This is a genomic window from Vibrio xiamenensis, assembly GCF_900100015.1.
In the GTDB taxonomy this organism is placed as follows: Bacteria; Pseudomonadota; Gammaproteobacteria; order Enterobacterales; family Vibrionaceae; genus Vibrio; species Vibrio xiamenensis.
Genome location: NZ_FNDD01000006.1, coordinates 97,679 through 114,748, shown reverse-complemented (window position 1 = coordinate 114,748; position 17,070 = coordinate 97,679). Strand labels below are relative to the sequence as shown.

Here is a 17,070-nt window from a genome sequence, read left to right as displayed (position 1 = left end):
ACGTTTAGTTCAACTGGCTGTAAACCGGGCAATGATCGCTTAATTGATATTTGAGCACATCTTGGCTTTGATAGGTCAACTGCGTCGCCTGAGTTTGGCTGGCTAATTCACCGCTTATAATAATATGGTCAATCAGCGAGCGGAACTGATGCAGTTTGGCCGGGTTATTGTTTGAGCGTACCTTACATTTGGCTTGAGTCTGCTGGGTGAGCAGTTTTGCGTTACTGCCAGAGGTGATGATGTTCCATAGCCAATCGCCGCGGTAGGCGAGGTTGTGGTTAAAATCACCCATGATGAGATATTGATGATGAGCACTTTGCTGGTCTTGAATCCAGCTTTGGAGGTGCTTGCCTTGTTCAGACAATTTCGCGCATTCGCGGCTGTCTTTATAAGCGCCGCTGCATCCGGCTTTTAAATGCACCGCTAGCGCGTGAATCGGCGTATCGCTTTGCGGCGCAATCACTAAGTAACTGGCAAAGCGTAAATGACTGCTGTGACTCGACTCTAAACGAATATCTCCCAAGTCTTTGACTTCAATACCACGTTTTACCGCAAAACCCGTGTATTGATTACCACTGTCAAATTGGTTTTGGCGAAACTGATTTTGCGCTCGATCCGAGAGATAAATCTGGTATTGAGAGCCAAACACTTTCTCAGCCAAAGCCACCGATTCAACTTCTTGAAAGGCAATGATGTCGGCATCAAGCTGCTGCGCGTAGTCTGATAGCTTGGCGATATCTTGATTGGTGCGTTTGGACGCGTCGATGCGCTCGACGGGTTGTTCGGTTAGCCACTCTAAATTCCACGTCGCGATACGATAGTCGAGTTTGGCTGCCTGCAAGTGAAGAGGGGCAAGTAAACAAATTGCAGTGATTAATAACCTAGGTTTAACAAACGTCATTCTCTAAACTTTCCTATTTAAGTGCCAGCCTTTACCGGACAAGACTCGCAAAAAATGCAAGCTCATAAAGTCGTTTTTTCAACTATTTCACCTTTTCTTTTCTATCTGAGATCAATGCCGCTAAGTTCGATTTCTTATTCGCCCATAGCCCATTTTTGTTGATCCAAATCAATACTCTGGTTTGGGGGTTTTCGTTAAATACGCCACAATATGTAGTGTCAGCAGAACAAAAAACAACCCTATATAGTGTATTTGTGGATAACTCTGTGGGTATCGCTAGGGTAAGGAGAAACCGTGAAAACTCGAGTAATAAAACGTGATGGCTCTAAAGCCCCTTTCAGTCGTGACCGTATTCAAGCTGCCGTTGAAGCCGCAGCGGATCACGTCGATAAGGAGACGGCCATCTATGCCTTAAATGTCGCGTTAGCTGTCGAGTTAAAACTAGCAGAACAATCGGAAGTTCACATTAACGAAATTCAGACCTTGGTCGAAAATGAATTAATGCAAGGGCCATACAAATCTTTGGCACGTTCGTACATCGAATATCGCCATGACCGCGATATTGCCCGCGAAAAACAGAGCGCATTGACTCGTGAGATCGAAGGCTTGATTGAAGAGAGCAATGTTGAACTGATCAATGAAAACGCCAATAAAGATGGCAAAGTGATTCCTACCCAACGTGACTTACTTGCCGGTATCGTTGCTAAGCACTATGCAAAAACGCACATTTTGCCACGTGATATTGTTCATGCCCATGAACAAGGTGATATTCACTATCACGATCTCGATTATGCGCCGTTTTTCCCAATGTTTAACTGTATGCTTATCGATCTTAAAGGCATGTTAACGCATGGCTTTAAAATGGGTAATGCAGAAATTGACACGCCCAAGTCAATTTCAACTGCAACGGCAGTGACAGCGCAAATTATTGCTCAGGTGGCAAGCCACATTTATGGAGGTACCACCATCAACCGCATTGATGAAGTGCTTGAGCCTTATGTGATGGCAAGTTACAACAAACACCTTGAAATCGCTAAAGAGTGGGATATTCACAGCCCAGAAGAATTTGCCAAAGCACGTACCGAGAAAGAGTGTTATGACGCGTTCCAATCATTGGAATATGAAGTTAACACGCTGCACACTGCGAATGGCCAAACGCCATTTGTCACGTTTGGTTTTGGCCTTGGTACTTCTTGGTCATCGCGCTTAATTCAACAATCGATTTTGAAAAACCGCATCGCGGGTCTTGGCAAAAATCACAAGACCGCCGTGTTTCCTAAATTGGTGTTTGCCATCAAAGATGGTCTTAATCATCATCAAGGCGATCCAAATTACGATATTAAGCAACTGGCGTTGGAATGTGCGTCAAAACGCATGTATCCAGACATTCTTAACTACGACAAAGTGGTTGAGATCACTGGTTCATTCAAAACGCCAATGGGCTGTCGCAGCTTCTTGGGAACATATGAAGAGAACGGTGAACTGGTTCATGAAGGTCGTAATAACTTAGGGGTTGTTAGCCTGAATTTGCCGCGAATTGCAATTCAAGCCAAAGGTGATGAAGCGCGTTTTTATCAGCTATTGGATGACAAACTGGCGCTCGCTTATCGTGCCCTTGGCACTCGTATCAGCCGGTTGGAAAACGTTAAAGCTCGCGTTGCGCCTATTTTGTATATGGAAGGTGCGTGCGGCGTTCGTCTAAAAGCCGATGACTCAATTGCCGATATCTTTAAGAATGGCCGTGCGTCGATTTCTCTGGGTTACATCGGTATTCATGAGACCATCAATGCGCTGTTTGGCACTCAAACCCACGTTTATGACGACAGCGAATTGCGTCAAAAAGCGGTAGCGATTGTTGAGCATCTGAAAAAAGCGGTTAACCGCTGGACCGAAGAATCAGGTTATGGCTTTAGCCTTTACGCGACGCCAAGCGAAAACTTATGTAACCGCTTCTGTCGTATAGATGCGACAGAGTTTGGTGTGATTGATGGCGTGACGGACAAAGGTTACTACACCAATAGCTTCCACTTGGATGTGGAGAAAAAGGTTAACCCTTACGACAAGATCGATTTTGAAATGCCATACCCAGAAGTATCATCCGGCGGTTTTATCTGCTACGGCGAGTTTCCAAATATGCAGCGCAATATTGAAGCACTGGAAAACGTTTGGGATTACAGCTATAGCCGCGTGCCATATTACGGCACCAACACGCCAATCGATGAGTGTTATGAGTGTGGCTACACTGGCGAATTTGACTGTACCAGCAAAGGTTTTACCTGCCCAAGCTGTGGCAATCACGACTCGACCAAAGTGTCCGTGACACGCCGTGTATGTGGTTACCTAGGCAGCCCAGATGCAAGGCCATTCAACTTTGGTAAGCAAGAAGAAGTCAAACGCCGAGTGAAACACCTTTAAATTTGGCCTTGGTTTGATTTGAAAATAGGGCAAGCTTGGCTTGCCCTTGTTGATGACGATTATGAACTATCACCAATATTATCCAATCGATGTGGTTAATGGCCCGGGTACGCGCTGCACGCTGTTTGTCTCAGGGTGCGTACATCAATGCCGAGGTTGTTATAACCAAGCGACGTGGCGCACCGATTCAGGCACACCGTTTACCCAGCAAGCCGAAGATACGATTATCGCAGACCTTAACGATACGCGTATTAAGCGTCGCGGTTTGTCCTTGTCGGGTGGCGACCCACTGCATCCTGCAAATTTAAGCGCCGTTTTACAATTGGTGAAGCGGGTACGCAGCGAATGTGTAGGCAAAGATATTTGGCTATGGAGCGGTTATACCCTTGGTGAGCTTAATTCGCAGCAGCGCGAAATACTGCAATATGTTGATACCTTTATTGATGGCAAGTTTATTAAAGAGCAAGCTGACCCACGGTTAGAGTGGCGCGGAAGTGCTAATCAAATCATTCATCATTTAAAATGAAACCTTAACGACTCAATCTCATCAAAGCCGATTTTCTGTCAGCCTTTAGTTTGGTTGAATATCAATTTGCTGGTTTTATCAACACTATGGCGCGTGAATCGCGCCATTTTTGTGAGATGGATAAAAAGTCATTTCAATCCTGTGAACTATAGTGTTTACTAAAAATTCCTCATTAGAATTTCAAAGGGTTGTGACTTTCATGTTCTCTCATTTACCGGCTCCCACTTCAGATCCCATTCTTTCTCTTTCTACTGCTTATCGTGCAGATCAACGTGCGAATAAAGTTGACCTTGGTATTGGTGTGTATAAAAACAGCCAAGGTGAAACGCCGGTCATGAAGGCGGTGCAAAAAGCGCAAGACATCGTTGTTGCGACACAAACAACCAAAGCGTATGTCGGCCTTGCTGGGTGCGAAGAGTTTAATCAGTCGATGGTCGATTTATTACTGGCGGGTACATCGGCAACCGAACGCGTAACGGCGATTCAAACACCTGGTGCCAGCGGTGCGCTGCGCATGCTGGCTGATTTGATGCGTTTTGCTCAGCCTGATACCACAGTGTGGATTTCAAACCCAAGCTATGTAAACCACAAGCCGATCATGGAAGCGGCGGGGCTTAAAGTACGTTACTACAGTTATTTCAGCCCGGTCACCAAGCAAGTTGATGTTGAGTTGATGCTAAGTGATTTGGCGGGTGCAGGCCGAAATGATGTCGTGTTGCTACACGGCTGCTGCCACAACCCAACTGGCGCGGATATCGATTTCGCCGCTTGGCAGGCGATCACCGCGTTGGCACAGAAAAATGGCTTTACGCCGTTTGTTGACATTGCTTACCAAGGTTTTGGTGACGGTCTAGAGCAAGATGCGCAAGGGCTGCGCTTTATGGCGGATAACCTTGAAGAGATGCTTATTACCACCTCATGTTCGAAGAACTTTGCCCTTTATCGCGAGCGCACTGGTGCGGCAATGGTTGTAGCAAATAACATCACGGATGCGAATAATGCCAAAGGCAAGTTGCTGACGCTCGCGCGCGCGACTTACACCATGCCACCAGATCATGGTGCGACGCTAGTCAAAACCATTTTACAAAATCAAGAGCTAACTCAACTTTGGAAGCAAGAATTGAGTGAAATGCAGCAACGTTTGTTAAACCTTCGCAAAACTCTCTGTAACGAATTGAGAAATAAACACAATACTTCACAATTCGATTTTATCGCGAATCACAAAGGCATGTTTACTGTGTTAGGCTTTAGCCCAGAACAGATGAGTGCACTTCGCGAGCAATACGGTATTTACGGCGTCGCTGACGGACGGATCAATATTGCAGGGTTGACCGAGAAAGACATTCCTTATGTTGCCCAAGCGATTATGAACGTCAGTTAAGGCGCGAAATTTGAAAAGTGAGTAATGCATGAACCAGAACTGGAAAGTATTGATACCTTTGATTCTCACAAGTGGTTTGGCTGCTTGTTCGACGACGTCGGAATCAACACAAACGCCTCAAACCAGCCAAGTCACTGCACAGTCAAACTCGGCGGCAAAAGCGGAAGAAGTCAAAGTGGCTAAGACACCAGCAAGCGAGAAAACTGCCAGCTCACAAACTACCGCCTCTCAAAGCAAAAGCGCTCAAAGCGATGCCTCGCAGGTGAGTAAACAGACTCAACCAGTGAAGAAAGTCGCGCCAGTTGTCGATCCCAAGGCGAAAAAAACCGCTGATGGTCGTTTGATTTTGGGCGCTCAGGAGTGGGTATATGTTCCGGGCCTTGAGCAAAATTTTGATGCGCGAGTCGATACTGGAGCGACAACGTCATCAATCAGCGCTACCGATATCGTACCGTTTGAACGCGATGGTAATGATTGGGTTAAGTTCAAAGTCGAACACGAAGGTGTTAAGAGCCGCGAAATTGCGTTGCCAGTTTCGCGCTGGGTGAAGATTCGTCAATCGACGTCTAACGGAGGCGACCGCCGTCCTGTGGTTATGGCGTGGATCCAAATCGGTGACTTAAAAGAGAAAACCGAGTTTACTTTAACCGATCGCACCCATTTGACCTTTCCGCTGCTGCTTGGACGTAGCTTCTTTAAAGATGTAGCGCTGGTGGATGTCAGCCAGAAATACATTCAAGATAAACATCAATAAAACAAAAACCGCCAATAGGCGGTTTTTTTGAATCGGTGTTGGCGTTAAACACGCATTGCCGCAATTAACGGTCCCAATACGCTTCTTCTAAGCTATCTTCACGTTCGGGCAGAGAGCGCGACAGGCGAGGTGAGTGCTGGGTTAATACTTCGTAACTCACCCGGTTGGCGTATTTACACACTTGCGCCAATGAAGAGTAAGTCAAAAATGGCATGTTGTGCTTGGCCGAGTTCGGTACATTGACAGCGTGATAAGCATTGGCGGCCATATCGTGCAATAAAGCGGATAATGCACCATCGCCCGCACCGTTGGTGTTTTTAATTTCTAGCGGGCCGCCCAGATATGGGCCAATGTGCGAATACACTTTCACTGGCGTATTGCAATCTTGCTTACGCATCGCGCGGCTAAACTCAAATTTGTTGAATTCGGCAATGTTGCCTGGTAAAAGCGGTAATTCGGTTTCGCGCTTGACAGCATCATCGGTATAACCGGCCATATAAAGACCAACTGGACCTGCTGTACAAAGTACTAAGTCAACCCATTCAAGGGCTTGATCGGCTGCAAGCAGTGGATCGCTCTCACCGGTTAACGATTCGCCTTCCTCTTCGTTCATCGCGACCACAGTGACGTTTTCTTTTAAATAATCCTGCCACCATTTTTGATTGCCTTCGATAACCCATTTCGTGCCGAGAGTCAGTACCACAGGCACGTTTTTGGCTTTGGCGATTTCAATCGCTCTCGCCACGGCTTTTGGCATCGGATCTTCTGGTTTACCACGCATTAAATACGAAGACACGACAAGAGCAGAAGCTTTGTCAAACACTTCCTCGGGAACACTTTCCGGCTGAAGTTGGTTCATATGACCTTCGTTGATGGCAAACGTTCGTTCACCATCGTTTGAGATCAGGGTGTAACAACGACCAATGGAGCCTTCGACCATCTGCAGATGGTTAAGGTTCATCCGTGAAGAGGTACGGCACAAGTAACGATAGGCAAAAGAGCCGACTTCGATATTCTTCGACATCACGCCAAGCAGTACCGATTTGCTGTCGGCTAACACCGAATAGTTGTGAAGGGTATTGCCAATCGTATCACCAGGGTGTTGGTGAGTAATGAGTTGGCGGTCAACAAGCTCTTGGTACAAAGCATCGGCTTTGCTCTCTTCAAGGACTAAAGAGTGGCCTTTACTGAGTTCGTAACGGGCGAGAAAATCATCATCCACTCGCGCTTCAATATCGACGATGGTTTGACCGATGCCCACAATAATAGGACGGTGCAGTTTAGGAGTCTGCTGAATCTGATTGACGAGCGGATCGCGAGCGTGAGTAGGGAAATAATGCTTAGATTTACGTTGACCTGGAAACTTCATTTTCGTTAAGCAGTGAGAAATTTTTCAGGATAGTATCACAATTTTAATTTGTGGTTTGCAGTTTTATTACACGCCACTGCACGATTTAGAGCATGTGCAGTGGCGGCTGCGATTATTTCTTCGGTTGGTAAGAACCGTAGGCCTTTGTTCCCCATAGAGGAACGGTTGATAGGCTGTGCTTGAAGCTACCGGATGTCTCTTTGGTTGAGTACGAGAGGTACATCAAGGTTTGGTTCTCCGCATCATAGATGCGACGAATTTTCATGGTTTTAAAGAAGATACTTTTAGACTTCTTAAATACTACTTCGCCATTTGAAGATTTGTCGATCGCTGCGATCATTTCAGGGGTGATATCACCGGTTTGACGACACGCGATTGAACTGTCACTTGGGTCGGCCAATGAAAAGTCTGCTTCGATTGAAGCAACATGACAGGTTACGCCAGTCACAATGGGATCTTGCAGATGGTTAAGCTTAATGTCTTTTAGCGTAAACATACCTAAACTTACATCACCCACTTCATTGTTATCACAAGCGGTTAAACCCAAAGCCAGCATAGCGGCGAGCGCCATTTTTTTATACATAGTGAAATCCTCAAATAATTCAGCCGGAATCATAGCAGTTTTGGTGTCGCAAAACATTGACCCTAAGGCTAGCCATTCTAAGCGGCGGTTTTATAAAGAATAATTTAAAATAAATGTTGTGGGTACCAAGGGCTATGGTTATGCTACCGCCACTGATTTGCTAAGGAAACCCTCATGTCTGATTCGCAAAACTCCCTTTTGTCGAGCAAAAACCAATGGTTATATCAACAAATCGAGGTCGAGTTTCCGACCAAAGAGAGTATCGAAGGCAGAGCCTTATACCTTAGCCAAGCGCAACAAACGTCGCTTCAGCCGTGGCAGCCTCAATCTGATCAAGCCATGCTGCCTGATTCGATCTTCCTCGTGGATTTTCATCGTTTAACTATCATGTTTGCGCAGCTACAAGCCAAGCGCTGGGAAGGCGCTGAGCAGCAGTCGCTGATCGTTGAATTTCTCACCCAAATTATCTATTCCGAGCCCTGTGAATTGTATTTGGCGTTTGACTCTGGTGAGCCAATTGCCGCCGCGATCGTCACTCGCGATGATACCGCTACACTAATTTCGGATCTCGCACTGAACGATCCCGCTTTGGCTGATAGTTTTGTCGCGGGTCTGATTGAAAAACTGCAACTTTTAGACTGTGATGGTGATATTTTTGTCGAGCAAATGGCAAGTTAACCTTTAATCTAAAAGTTAACATGAAATTGTCTGTAAAGTATTAATTTATATAAGTTAATTTGTTTGGTGTCATTTGTTCGCAAATGAGACTCGTCATTAAATGACAGTGACTTAGTCGATATTTTTGCACTTTGATCTGGCTGTAGTGCACGCTTTCCGCATTTCATCCTAAATAGCTTCAAAATAGACGTATAGTATTTCTAGCAAGCCCACTAAGGACCCTAGAATAACCATGAGTCAGATTCGATGTGTGATTTTTGATTGTGACGGAACTCTGATAGACAGCGAACGGCTCTGTTGCGAAGCTTTGGCGAAAGTATTCAACCGTCATGGCGCTAATATGTCTACCCAAGATGCTTTGCGCCATTTTGAAGGTGGTAAGCTGGCGGATATATTGATGAGCACGTGCGAGCGCTTGGGCTTGAGTGTCTCCCTTGACACGCTGGAACCTGAGTATCGGCAAGAGGTTGATAGGTTGTTTCGCCGCCACCTCAAACCAATGGAAGGTGCGACCGAAATCATTGCGCGTTTAAAAGCTGCAGGAATTGAGTATTGCGTCGCATCAAATGGACCACGTGAGAAAATCGAACGCTCACTGTTTTTAGCCGGGCTACTACCAGATTTTCATGGGCGCATCTTTTCTGCCTTCGATGCCAATAGTTGGAAACCAGACCCAGACCTTATTCAATACTCAGCCATGAACATGGGCTTTTCGCTCGATGAGTGCTTGTACATTGATGACACGGCAAAGGGGCTCGAAGCAGGGCTTCGCGCCGGTGTTAAAACCGTGCAATTACTAAGTCGTAACGCGCAATCTTACTCTCAGCAGGTGAAAACCATCGAGAATTTAAAAGAGCTGCGCGGTTTAATCTAAGCGTCAATGACAAAGCGTTGCATTTGGCGTAGTTGGTAACAGGGTTAGCGGGGCTGTAAACCTGATAGATTGGGTAACTTGGGTGATGTCCTCGAAATAGGCGCCACATTTCGCGCACAGGAATTGGTTGTTGTCAGAAAGTAAGTATTCGTCGTGGCCACACAAAGGGCAACACAGCGGTATTGGTGTGTCTGTCATCAAGTTCTCCGGCTACAGCAAAGTCTAAAAGATTATATTGTTATTGGTATTTCGAACATTCGCCTAGATTTGAAGGCTTAACCCGATAGTAGTTTAATTTTGTTTGGCGTTGGCGGTTAACTGCTGTCTATCCAGTAAAAATTCGAGTTAACTATCACTTTTCAAGCTTTGATGATGCTGACTAAGGAGCCACGATGAACGCCCCTTTTTGTATGGTGTTGACCACCACCAATAATCCACAAACGACCAAACGGTTGATCGATGCCATCTTGATCCAAAAACTCGCCGCTTGTGTGCAATGTTCAAGCATCGACAGCCACTATCTTTGGCAGGGCAAAGTTTGCAACGATAAAGAGACGCTCCTAGTCATCAAAACCACCGATGCCAGTTACGCAGCACTCGAGCGTTTGATCATTGACCTACACGACTATGAAACGCCGCAGGTGATAAAAGTACCGTTTAGCGAAGGCGCTTTCGCGTATCTGCAATGGATAAATCAAACGACCCAAACGGATAGTGAATCTTAGCCAATTGCGTTATATCGCGAACTGTTGAAAATAAAACCGTCACCACGTTTATCGTGGATGTTAGATTGGATGTTACATAAATGTTTGCTTTGCGTGAACGCGATGATTAAAATCGCCCGCCTAATATCGATAACTGAAGTGAAGTCATGAAACTTAACACCGTTGATTATCTTGCCGAAGATGCTGCCCAGCAGTTTGTGCAATCGTTGCACAAAACAGGTTTTGGCGTATTAAAGAATCATCCAATTCCACAATCTTTGGTTGAGTCGATTTACCAAAATTGGCAAGCATTTTTCCTCTCTGAGCGCAAACATGAGTTTCGATTCAACGTGGATACTCAAGACGGTTATTTTCCTCCAAGCGTCTCTGAAACGGCCAAAGGACACAGTGTTAAAGACATCAAAGAGTATTTTCACGTATACCCTTGGGGGCAAATTCCCAGCGAATTGTCTGAGCAGATTTTGGATTACTATCAACGTGCTAATGCCTTTGCACAAACGCTGCTTGGTTGGGTTGAAGCCTATTCACCCGCTGAAGTTCAAGCTAGGTACTCCATCGCACTTTCAGAGATGGTGAATAACAGCCAGAAAACCTTATTGCGTATTTTGCATTATCCACCAATGACGGGCCGCGAAGAGCTTGGTGCGATTCGCGCTGCCGCTCATGAAGATATTAACCTGCTCACGGTTTTACCCGCGGCAAATGAACCGGGTTTGCAAGTGCAGACTAAAGAAGGGGATTGGCTCGACGTGCCGTGTGACTTTGGCAATTTGATCATCAATATCGGTGATATGTTGCAAGAGGCATCCGGCGGCTACTTTCCCTCAACCACCCACCGCGTGATCAATCCAACCGGTGCTCGTCAAACCCATTCGCGAATTTCACTACCGCTGTTTTTGCATCCCAAACCTGAGGTTGTGCTGTCTGAGCGCTACACTGCGCACCAATATTTGATGGAAAGACTGCGTGAGCTTGGTGTGATTTAATCGCGCGATATATGGCCTAATAACCGTGATAAAGAGTGGTGATGTCATCGCTCTTTTGTCGCAGAGATCAATTCCTCCGTTGATTTATTCATCCGTTTCTCGACAAAACCCAATCAATGGATTTGAATTATATTCATGTGTCGTCACGTTAGTATGAATAATGGAAGATCAACAAGCCGTCAGCGCACAATTTCAATCTTACATGGAAAATCCACTTCTTTGGCCAACTTTGGAAGTGCTTCGTAAACAGCCCCGCGGCTGGAAAGTTCACACTCTGGCAGCGCACCTGGGCGAGTTGGGCTTGATTCCCATCCTTGACGCCGCGGCAGATAAAGACTTGTTCAAGCGTAATTTTTTAATCATGAACGCGCTTTATCAACTGCAAGAAACCCTTTATCCCGATAACTGGCTGCAAGTCGAAGCGATGGATATCGTTTTGATGCCAGTCCATCAAGTCCCAGGTCATGCAATCGACGAAAATGATCCACTGCGCGATTACTATACTCATTGGGAAAACTATGAAGCCGATGAAGGGGAAGTGAAGCGTTTGCTCAACGAGTTTTGGACGCGTTACCATGAGTTTGTCGGCGGCGGCAGCAGTAATGTGGTCAGTATCGATCGCCATCGCGCCCTGCGCTTGTTTAATCTACCTCAAGATGCGAGCAAGACCGAAATTCGCAAAACTTGGCGTAAACTCGCGCTTAAATGGCACCCAGATAGAGACAGCGGCGACAGTGACCGTTTTCGCGTGCTGTGTGAGGCTTGGCACGTGCTAAGGCAGCAATATTAGTTTGCCACACCATAAAAAAGCGCCAGTCATGGCGCTTTTTTATTAGCGAGAAGATGTAAATAATTGAAGCTTATTAGCTCATTATTTAGCGGCGCTAAATTGCGCTTTGCGCATGCGGTTAAGTGCTGCCATCACATCAAGTGTACGTGGTTTGGCTAAATCACCTTGTTCTGGCATTTTGGTGTGCCAATCCTCATTCAATTGCGCAGTGATGACATCGACCGGGTTATTGACCCACTGACCAGTTTGCGCCAGCGCAAAGCAAATCCAACCAATCGCATTCACTTCATTGGACGATTCCAATTGCTCAAGCGCGCTTAAATCGGTGAACTCTTTGCCAAGTCTTAAACTCTGTTTGCCTTTGGCGGTAACACGGTATTTACCGTCGACAAGAATTTTTTGTAGTGCATGACCGTTCAAGGCGCGCTGGGTCAGTTCAAGCAGAGGCTTTTCACTTTCGTTGTCACGTTGGGTTGGGTGCTTTGCAATCACTTGCTGAGCTTTTTCGGTCACATCGATGGCTTGGTAGTCATGCATCTGGATAACATGATCGGCGACATCCAAATAGTCGCCCGAGCCACCCATAACGATGATTGATGAAATGCCCATTTGATCGCGAAGTTGACCTATGCGATCCACCAGCGGTGTGATGGGTTCATCGGATTTTGCCACCAGTGCCTGCATACGTTCGTCGCGAATCATAAAGTTGGTGGCCGAGGTATCTTCATCAATCAACAGCGCTTTGGTGCCTGCTTCAATCGATTCTTGCAGCCATGCCGCTTGCGATGTTGAACCCGATGCATCTTGAGTCGAGAAGTCTTCGGTGTCTTTATTGTAAGGCAGGTGATTGATGTAGTTAGACAGATTCAAGTGATGAACGCAGCGACCATCTTCAGCGCGAATCTTCATCGCCAGTGGATTAGTCACAATGCGTTCGCGGCCATCACCAGGAATGTGGTTGTAGATAGAGCGCTCAATCGCGCTTAACAGGGTCGATTTACCGTGAAAACCGCCGCCCACAATCAGGGTAATACCTTTGCCAATACCTAGGCCTTGAATCTCGCCTTGGTTTGGCGTGTTCAGAGTCACGGTCATTGATTCAGGCGCTTTAAAAGTGACGGCATCTTTCATTGGAAAATCGCAATCACCGGCAAGGCGTGGCAGTACTGAACCGTTGGCCACGAACGCCGCAAGCCCTTTTGCTTCTAATTGGCTGCGCATCGCTTCTTGGTCTTCAACGATTTCACAGTGGTGTTTCAGCGCATCTAAATCTAACTCGCGCGCGATCGTGCAGCGGCGTACGTATTTTGGTAGATGGAAAGTCAAAAGGTTGTTGGTCTTTTTACCCAATACGCTGCGACCTTCTGCCGGCAGATTAATGCGAAAACGCAACTCAATACCTTGTTCGCTGAATACCACTGCGGTGTTATCGAGTACGGTCTGCCCGGTAGTAGCGATACTGATGTGATTCTCTTGTTTGGCGAACTCGGCGAATTGACGAGCGATAAAATCGCGCGCGGCAACTTGATAAGACGCTGAGGTCTCTTTAAGCCACGCCAGGTCGGTTAACGGCCAAGGACGAAACGCGCGAAAACGGGAAGAAGAAGCATATGGATCGCTTTGGACATGATCGACAAAAAGAGTGAAATCTTTGAAGTCGTATTGTCCTTTGATCTGTTGATAGGCGCGATAATTTTGTTTTTCGATTTTCTTTAAAATCGCAGTAAGTTGATCCATAAAAAAGTTTCCGCTTTAAACAAGAGGCGTGGATTATAAGAAGCACGTTGTGCTGAGTAAAGCATACATCAAGATTCTGATGCCATTGGAGAACAATCAAAGCGGGTTTGAGTCATCAGCGAGCGTTCAAACGATTCACCCGTCATCGGTTTACCATAGTAGAAACCTTGTCCGTATTCACAGCCTTCTTGAATGATAAAGTCTTCGTGGAATTGGTTTTCGATACCTTCAACCGTCACAAACAGCTTTAATTTTTTGGCGACATAAACAATCGAATGGACGATCTCACGGTCGTTATCGCTTTTATCAAGATGTTGAATAAAGCTTTTATCGATTTTTATCGCGTCAAAAGGAAATTTCTTCAGATAGTTAAAGGTGGCATAACCGGTACCGAAGTCGTCCAGTGACAGTGTCACTCCTAGTGCGTGTAACGAGGTTAAGGTGTTAAGCGCCGCGTCTTCATCGGCAATCAAGCTACTTTCGGTTATCTCGAGTTCTAAGTTTTTAGCAGGGAATCGATGCTCGAGCAAAATCGATTCGACTTGCTGGGCAAACTGAGGATTGCGCAGTTGCACTGCAGACACGTTGACGGAAATTTTAAAATCTGCGACGTAGTTTATCCAAGCCGAGCTTTTTTTGATCGCCGACCTCAATACAAAACTGCCGACCTCAAAAATCAATCCATTGCGCTCAGCGATATGGATTAAGGATTCATTGGAAATATCGCCCAATACAGGGTGGCGCCAACGCAGCAGGGCTTCTGCACCGGTCCAACGTTTGGTTATTGGCGACACTTTGGGCTGGAAGTAGAGCAAAATGTCGTCGTCACGAATAGCTTTAAGTAAATAGTTTTCTAACTGATTAAGCTCTTGGTGAAAATCCGCCACTGCTTGCGAATGATAATTGAATTTATGGCCGAGATCTTTGCACGAACGCATCGCTTCTTGCGCTTGTTTAAGCAGTGTTTGAGCCACGTGGCTCACTGGTGTGGTACTGATGCCGATATACGCGTGTAGATGAATGCGTGCGCCATCGAGTTCAAACTCTGAGTGGCTGACTTTAACCAGTTGGCGGCAGATTTCCTCGCTCACTTCATCAAGATGCTGTTGTTCTACATTAAAGGCGAATACGAGATCGTTACTTGATGGTCGCGCGGTAATAAATTCGAAATGAGAAAGATGGTTAAGCCGCTGACGAAAGTGAATCAGAATTTGTTCCCAAGCGTGATAACCATGCTTTGACTGTACACTACTGCCGTTGGCAAACCCAACATGAAATATGGCAATTTCACTTGATTTAGAGCGATTGTCGACAAGGCTTTGCAGCGTCTGCTCAAGGCCAAGGCGGTTTAGAAAACCGGTACCGGAATCATGGTGGTTTTGGTAGCGCACTTTTTCTTCGGCGGCTTTGCGTTTGCCAATCTCTTTGTTAAGCGAGTAGTTGAGTTCGACAAGGTCTTTGGTGCGGGTTTCAACTCGATTGCAAAGATCTTGGTTAATCAGTGAAAGCTGTTCTTTTTGATACAAAATCGTCATCTGCGATTCGATGGATTCGCGAAAACTTTCCAGCAAATTTGTAAACGTATCATCAAACTGATTTGGCGCGGTGTCGAGCAGACACAGAGTGCCAAATACTTCACCGCTTGGCCAACGTAGAGGTACGCCGAGATAAGCAACTAAACCGTATTCTAAATCAGGGTTTTGATGCCAAACTAAGTCTTGTTCTGCGTTGATAACTTTAAGGCCAGTTTGATAATTAATCACATATTCGCAATAAAAGCCGCGTCCCAACTCTTGAGTATCACCAATATGAAAAGGATGGGGGTGATTGTCGTTACAGCAGAATACTTCAAGGCGGTCGCTGTGCACGCGCATGACCAGTGCCACAGGCACGGTGACTATTTCAGATAGCAAATTGGCGATCGTCTGCCAACCACAGACAATCTCGATGGGAATTTCTATCTGATCTACATTTACTTTCGGCGTCATGAGTCAGTGACTTCTTTATCGATGAGTGATAATCCCTTACGGGTGCGAAGATTTGTGAACTCAATGTACCAAAGAACCGCAACTGATTAAGCTCAGTGCGGTTCTTACTATTAAGACGTCTCAGGGTTGAGAGTGTTATTTGCGAAAATTGTCAATATCGACTGATTGACTGTAGTCAATTTGCTCAAAACCGAAGCCGTTGAGGTTGAGAAACGCTTGTTTGACACCTTGATAGTCACCCAATTGCTTAAAGTTGTCTTTGCCCAATTTGGCCATCAAGGCTTGAACACGCTCTTGAGTATCGATATTTAATTCCCAGTCGTCCATGCGCAGTAATCGTTCGGCATCGACAGGCACGGGAGTCTGTCCGTAAAGCTTATCGCTAAACAAACGCTGCATTTGTTCTATACACGACTCATGCGTGCCTTTCTCTTTCATCACTTTATACAATGAAATCAAGTAGGGCATTAGGCCTGGAATAAACACGCTGGCTTTGGTGACCAGTGCTTTACACACAGTGGCATAAGCGCCACCATCGAAATTGGCGAGTTTTAAATTCAGCGAGTGACTGGTTTGGTGCAAGTCGATTTTTGCGCGTCCCAACGTTCCATCGAGATAAATCGGATGGGTCACTTCTGAGCCCATATAGGAAAAAGCGATGGTTTGGCAACCGGGTGCGATGGATTCAGAGTTAATCAAGGTATCAACCCAGCTTTCCCAATCTTCGCCGCCCATAACTTTAAGTGTGGCTTCGATTTCTTCATCGCTTGCTGCGCTCAGAGTTTGTTGATGCCAGCTATCATCTTCGAGCTGAATCATCGCACCAGAGTAGGATTGACCAATGGGTTTGATGGCTGAGCGCCACATATCGCCGGTTTGTGGATTCGGACGCACCCCGGCGGCGACACTGTAGATAATTAGGTCTACTTCGCCTTCAAAGTAGGTTTCTATGGCTTCAACCACTTCTTCTTTGATTTCGGCGCTAAAAGCATCACCTTGAATATTGGCTGCAACGCGACCTTCACGCTCCGCGTATTTTTGAAAGTAATGGTTATTGTACCAGCCTGCGCTACCAGTGCCTTTTTCGCTTGGACCGCGTTCAAATGAGACTCCGATCGTGTCGGCTTCAGCGCCGCCAAAAGTGAGCGCAATACGTGCGGCTAAACCAAAACCTGAGGAAGCACCAATGATCAAAACCCGTTTCGGTCCTGCTTTGATCGATTTTGCGGACTTCACGTACTCTATTTGTTGAAGGATAGATTGTTCACATCCATAAGGATGAGCGGCGCGAGCTACCACGCCCTGTATCACTGGCTCGATAATCATGTTTTTTTCCTAGTTTCGCCAAACTAAGAAAATCATA

At 46.1% G+C, this 17,070-nt stretch carries 15 protein-coding genes; 9 read left to right on the top strand and 6 right to left on the bottom strand.

The annotated features are described in order from the left end of the window. Positions 1-4 precede the first annotated feature (4 nt). Entirely contained in the window at positions 5-901 is an 897-nt protein-coding gene (locus BLS03_RS07035) for an endonuclease/exonuclease/phosphatase family protein (RefSeq protein ID WP_093271475.1), read from the bottom strand. Positions 902-1,195: 294 nt separating this feature from the next. Between BLS03_RS07035 and nrdD the strand changes: the two genes are divergently transcribed. The 4 genes from nrdD to BLS03_RS07015 all read left to right on the top strand — a co-directional run bounded on the left by nrdD (position 1,196) and on the right by BLS03_RS07015 (position 5,977). Further along, positions 1,196-3,316 carry an anaerobic ribonucleoside-triphosphate reductase gene (gene nrdD / locus BLS03_RS07030; RefSeq protein ID WP_093271472.1) on the top strand — a complete coding sequence of 707 codons (2,121 nt, stop codon included), beginning with the start codon at positions 1,196-1,198 and terminating at the stop codon, positions 3,314-3,316. Positions 3,317-3,377: 61 nt separating this feature from the next. Next, positions 3,378-3,842: an anaerobic ribonucleoside-triphosphate reductase-activating protein gene (gene nrdG / locus BLS03_RS07025; RefSeq protein WP_093271635.1), complete on the top strand. Its 465-nt coding sequence runs from the start codon at positions 3,378-3,380 to the stop codon at positions 3,840-3,842. A 199-nt stretch (positions 3,843-4,041) separates the two neighbouring features. After that, positions 4,042-5,223 carry an amino acid aminotransferase gene (locus tag BLS03_RS07020; protein WP_093271469.1) on the top strand — a complete coding sequence of 394 codons (1,182 nt, stop codon included), beginning with the start codon at positions 4,042-4,044 and terminating at the stop codon, positions 5,221-5,223. Positions 5,224-5,251: 28 nt separating this feature from the next. Next, positions 5,252-5,977 carry an ATP-dependent zinc protease family protein gene (locus BLS03_RS07015; RefSeq protein WP_093271466.1) on the top strand — a complete coding sequence of 242 codons (726 nt, stop codon included), beginning with the start codon at positions 5,252-5,254 and terminating at the stop codon, positions 5,975-5,977. 64 nt (positions 5,978-6,041) lie between these two features. On the opposite strand, the gene BLS03_RS07010 is transcribed toward BLS03_RS07015, so the two are convergent. Continuing rightward, positions 6,042-7,346, bottom strand: coding sequence for an inosine/guanosine kinase (locus BLS03_RS07010; protein WP_093271463.1), 1,305 nt, complete (start codon positions 7,344-7,346; stop codon positions 6,042-6,044). Positions 7,347-7,458: 112 nt separating this feature from the next. Then, entirely contained in the window at positions 7,459-7,929 is a 471-nt protein-coding gene (locus tag BLS03_RS07005; protein WP_093271631.1) for a CreA family protein, read from the bottom strand. A gap of 174 nt (positions 7,930-8,103) precedes the next feature. On the opposite strand from BLS03_RS07005, the gene BLS03_RS07000 reads away from it, so the two are divergent. From BLS03_RS07000 to BLS03_RS06975, 5 genes are all read left to right on the top strand, one after another. Further along, positions 8,104-8,607, top strand: coding sequence for a hypothetical protein (locus tag BLS03_RS07000; protein WP_093271461.1), 504 nt, complete (start codon positions 8,104-8,106; stop codon positions 8,605-8,607). A gap of 226 nt (positions 8,608-8,833) precedes the next feature. Then, entirely contained in the window at positions 8,834-9,481 is a 648-nt protein-coding gene (locus tag BLS03_RS06995) for an HAD-IA family hydrolase (protein WP_093271458.1), read from the top strand. A 392-nt stretch (positions 9,482-9,873) separates the two neighbouring features. Next, the gene (cutA, locus tag BLS03_RS06985) at positions 9,874-10,206 is read left to right on the top strand and encodes a divalent-cation tolerance protein CutA (RefSeq protein WP_093271454.1); all 333 of its coding nucleotides are present in this window, start codon (positions 9,874-9,876) and stop codon (positions 10,204-10,206) included. A gap of 146 nt (positions 10,207-10,352) precedes the next feature. Beyond that, complete coding sequence (locus BLS03_RS06980; protein WP_093271451.1) at positions 10,353-11,192, top strand: isopenicillin N synthase family dioxygenase; 840 nt, start codon at positions 10,353-10,355, stop codon at positions 11,190-11,192. A gap of 160 nt (positions 11,193-11,352) precedes the next feature. Next, positions 11,353-11,982 carry a DNA-J related domain-containing protein gene (locus BLS03_RS06975; RefSeq protein ID WP_093271449.1) on the top strand — a complete coding sequence of 210 codons (630 nt, stop codon included), beginning with the start codon at positions 11,353-11,355 and terminating at the stop codon, positions 11,980-11,982. 81 nt (positions 11,983-12,063) lie between these two features. Here BLS03_RS06975 and BLS03_RS06970 read toward each other — a convergent pair whose 3' ends face one another. The 3 genes from BLS03_RS06970 to fabV form a co-directional block, all read right to left on the bottom strand. Further along, positions 12,064-13,719: an ABC-ATPase domain-containing protein gene (locus BLS03_RS06970; protein ID WP_093271446.1), complete on the bottom strand. Its 1,656-nt coding sequence runs from the start codon at positions 13,717-13,719 to the stop codon at positions 12,064-12,066. A 68-nt stretch (positions 13,720-13,787) separates the two neighbouring features. Continuing rightward, positions 13,788-15,707, bottom strand: coding sequence for a sensor domain-containing phosphodiesterase (locus BLS03_RS06965; RefSeq protein WP_093271443.1), 1,920 nt, complete (start codon positions 15,705-15,707; stop codon positions 13,788-13,790). A gap of 135 nt (positions 15,708-15,842) precedes the next feature. Further along, the gene (gene fabV / locus BLS03_RS06960) at positions 15,843-17,033 is read right to left on the bottom strand and encodes an enoyl-ACP reductase FabV (RefSeq protein WP_093271441.1); all 1,191 of its coding nucleotides are present in this window, start codon (positions 17,031-17,033) and stop codon (positions 15,843-15,845) included. Positions 17,034-17,070 lie beyond the last annotated feature (37 nt).